At 70.6% G+C, this 3,363-nt stretch carries 4 protein-coding genes; all 4 read left to right on the forward strand.

The genetic code is table 11. The features are described from left to right. Nucleotides 1-81: 81 nt before the first annotated feature. Nucleotides 82-696, forward strand: a complete 615-nt coding sequence (locus tag RMO85_RS10575) for a class I SAM-dependent methyltransferase (RefSeq protein WP_310528689.1) — start codon at nucleotides 82-84, stop codon at nucleotides 694-696. Continuing rightward, nucleotides 693-887 (forward strand): DUF3046 domain-containing protein, encoded by a 195-nt coding sequence (locus tag RMO85_RS10580; protein WP_310528690.1) that lies wholly within the window; start codon nucleotides 693-695, stop codon nucleotides 885-887. Before RMO85_RS10575 ends, RMO85_RS10580 begins: the two co-directional genes overlap by 4 nt. Then, nucleotides 884-2,134, forward strand: coding sequence for an MFS transporter (locus tag RMO85_RS10585; protein WP_310528691.1), 1,251 nt, complete (start codon nucleotides 884-886; stop codon nucleotides 2,132-2,134). Before RMO85_RS10580 ends, RMO85_RS10585 begins: the two co-directional genes overlap by 4 nt. A 180-nt stretch (nucleotides 2,135-2,314) precedes the next feature. Beyond that, on the forward strand, nucleotides 2,315-3,363 hold a 1,049-nt coding region (recA, locus tag RMO85_RS10590), incomplete at its 3' end, for a recombinase RecA (protein ID WP_310528692.1).

Genomic DNA, 3,363 nt, shown 5'->3' on the forward strand with positions numbered 1-3,363 from the left:
CGACGGCAGCGAGTTCACGGTCGAGACGCTCGGCCTCTACCACCTGCACGACGTGGTCCACCACGTCCGCGACGTCAGCGCATGAGCGCCACGGAGCAGACGGTCCGCGCCTACGACCTCGATGCGGCCGCCTACGCGTCGAACGGCGCCACCCTGCCCGACTCGGTCCGGCGCGACATCGAGGCGTTCGCCGAGCGCCTCGGCGCCGGCGCCCGGGTGCTGGAGATCGGCAGCGGCGGCGGGCGCGACGCGGCGCTGATGGAGGAGCTCGGGTTGCGCGTGCGGCGTACGGACATCACGCCCGGCTTCGCGGCGTTGCTCCGCGAGCAGGGGCACGACGCCGACGTGCTCGACCCGCTGACCGACGACCTGTCCTCGCCCGACGGCGGGTACGCCGCCGTGTGGGCCAACGCCTCGTTGCTGCACGTGGCCAGGGCAGATCTGCCGAAGTTGCTCGCCCGACTGGCCGCAGTGTGTCGACGCGACGCCCTGCTCAGGCTCGCGGTCAAGGAGGGCGACGGGGAGGGCTGGTCGACGCACGGCTCGATCAGCAACCCGCGCCACTTCACCTACTGGCGAGCCGATGCGCTGCGCGAGGTCGTGACCGGTGCCGGTTGGCAGGACGTCGAGATCGGGCGTCAGCTGGGCACGAAGAACCAGGAGTGGTGGCTCGAGGTCTCGGCGGTGCGGGCATGAGGCACACCGAGTTCTGGACTCGGCTCGACGACGCGATCGGCCGGGCGCGGTCGCGGTCGTGGGCCGAGCTGTTCGTGCTCTCCGAGCTGGGCAACCGGACCACCGTCGAGGCGCTCGACGCCGGCGTCGCGCCGAAGCAGGTCTGGGCGGCCGTGTGGCGCGCACTCGAGCTTCTGGACACGCAACGATGACCGTCGAGGCGCCGGTCGTCGACATCGCCGCCGTCCAGACGCGCACGATCCGCACGCTCGTCGTCTCGCAGGCCGTCGGCGCCGTGGGTGTCACGATCGGCGTCGCCACCGCCTCCCTGCTCGCCCGCGACATCTCCGGCAGCGAGAGCATGGCCGGGCTGGCGCAGACCTTCCAGGTGCTCGGCACCGCCGCCGCGGCCGTCCTGCTCGCGCGGCTGATGCGCCGCCGAGGTCGGCGCATCGGCCTGGTCACCGGCTATCTGCTCGGCGCGGCCGGCGCGCTGCTCGCCGTCGTGGCGGGCGTGGTCGACTCGATGCTGGTGCTCCTGGCGGGCGCCGTGCTCCTCGGCGCGACCACTGCGGCCAACAGCGGCTCGCGCTACGCCGCCACCGACCTCGCCCCCGAGCAGACCCGGGCTCGGGCACTCTCCGTGGTGGTGTGGGCGACGACCATCGGCGCCGTCGCCGGGCCGAACCTGACCGGAGTCGGGGCGTCGTTGGCCCGATCCGTGGGGATTCCCGAGCTGACCGGCGGGTTCGCGATCGGGTCGGTGGCGCTCGCGGCGGCGGCCGGCTGGATCGGGGTACGCCTCCGGCCCGATCCGCTGCTCGTGGCGCAGGCGGCTGCCCCGGTCGCGACGAGCGACACTGCGACGCGGTCCTGGTCGCGCTTCACCGCCACGGTGCGCGACGTGCCGGCCGTGGGTGCGGCCGTCGTCGCGATGGCCTGTGCGCACGCGGCGATGGTGACGGTGATGATCATGACTCCGCTGCACATGGAGCACGGGGGAGCGGCGCTGCAGATCATCGGTCTCGTGATCTCGCTGCACGTGCTGGGCATGTTCGCCTTCTCGCCGCTGGTCGGACTCGCCGCCGACCGGTGGGGACGGCCGCCGGTGCTGATGGCTGGCGGGGTCACGCTGCTCGTGTCGCTGGCCCTGTGCGGCTCGGCACCCGAAGGGTCCTCGTGGCAGATCTTCGCGGGGCTGTTCCTGCTCGGCCTCGGCTGGTCCTTCGCGACGGTGGCCGCCTCGACGATCATCGCGGACCGTACGCCGCTGGCCGCGCGCACCGACGTCCAGGGCACGTCCGACATGGCGATGTCGCTGACCGCCGCCGGCGGGGGAGCGCTCGCCGGGGTGATCGTGCAGGTGTTCGGCTATCCCGTGCTCGCGGCCTTCGCCGCGGTGCTCGGCGCGGGCGTGATCGCAGCCGGAGCCGCGACGCGCAGCGACCGGCGCGACTGACCGCGACACGCCGGAATCGAACACCCGCATCGAACAGACGTTCGGGTTAGATTGTGTCCACAGGTACGACGCACGAGCGAGGTTCTCCACAGAGTCGACCTCCCTGATCAGGGGATGTCGGTGGCTCGCTCTAGCGTCGCAGACGTACCTGACATCCGACACGTAGAGAAGGACACGCACATGGCTGGTGGAGATCGTGAGAAGGCGCTGGATGCAGCGCTCGCCAACATCGAGAAGTCGTTCGGCAAGGGCTCGGTCATGCGACTGGGCGACGAGATCCGTGCTCCGCTGGAGGTGATCCCCACCGGCTCCATCGCGCTCGACGTTGCGCTCGGTCTCGGTGGTCTGCCCCGCGGCCGCGTCGTGGAGATCTACGGTCCGGAGTCGTCCGGCAAGACGACGGTCGCCCTGCACGCGGTGGCCAACGCCCAGCGCGCGGGCGGCATCGTGGCCTTCATCGACGCCGAGCACGCTCTCGACCCCGACTACGCCAAGGCCCTCGGAGTCGACACCGACGCCCTGCTGGTCTCCCAGCCCGACTCCGGTGAGCAGGCACTCGAGATCGCCGACATGCTGATCCGCTCCGGTGCGCTGTCGCTGATCGTGATCGACTCGGTGGCCGCGCTCGTGCCCCGCGCCGAGATCGAGGGCGAGATGGGCGACAGCCACGTCGGCCTCCAGGCCCGGCTGATGAGCCAGGCGCTGCGCAAGATGACCGGCGCGCTCAACAACTCCAAGACCACGATGATCTTCATCAACCAGTTGCGCGAGAAGATCGGCGTCATGTTCGGCTCGCCCGAGACCACCACCGGTGGCAAGGCGCTGAAGTTCTACTCCTCGGTGCGCCTCGACGTGCGCCGCATCGAGACGCTCAAGGACGGCACCGACATGGTCGGCAACCGCACCCGCGTCAAGGTCGTGAAGAACAAGGTGGCCCCGCCGTTCAAGCAGGCCGAGTTCGACATCATGTATGGCAAGGGCATCAGCCGCGAGGGTGGCCTGATCGACGTCGGTGTCGAGGCGGGCATCATCCGCAAGGCCGGCGCCTGGTACACCTACGAGGGCGACCAGCTCGGCCAGGGCAAGGAAAACTCGCGCACCTTCCTCAAGGACAACCCCGACCTCGCCAATGAGATCGAGAAGCTGATCCTGGAGAAGCTGGGCGTCACTCCGGCCGTCGACAAGCCCGCCGACGACCTGAGCGACGAGCCCATCGGGGTCAATGACTT

The organism is Nocardioides sp. (genome assembly GCF_031422975.1).
Classification (GTDB): Bacteria; Actinomycetota; Actinomycetes; order Propionibacteriales; family Nocardioidaceae; genus Nocardioides.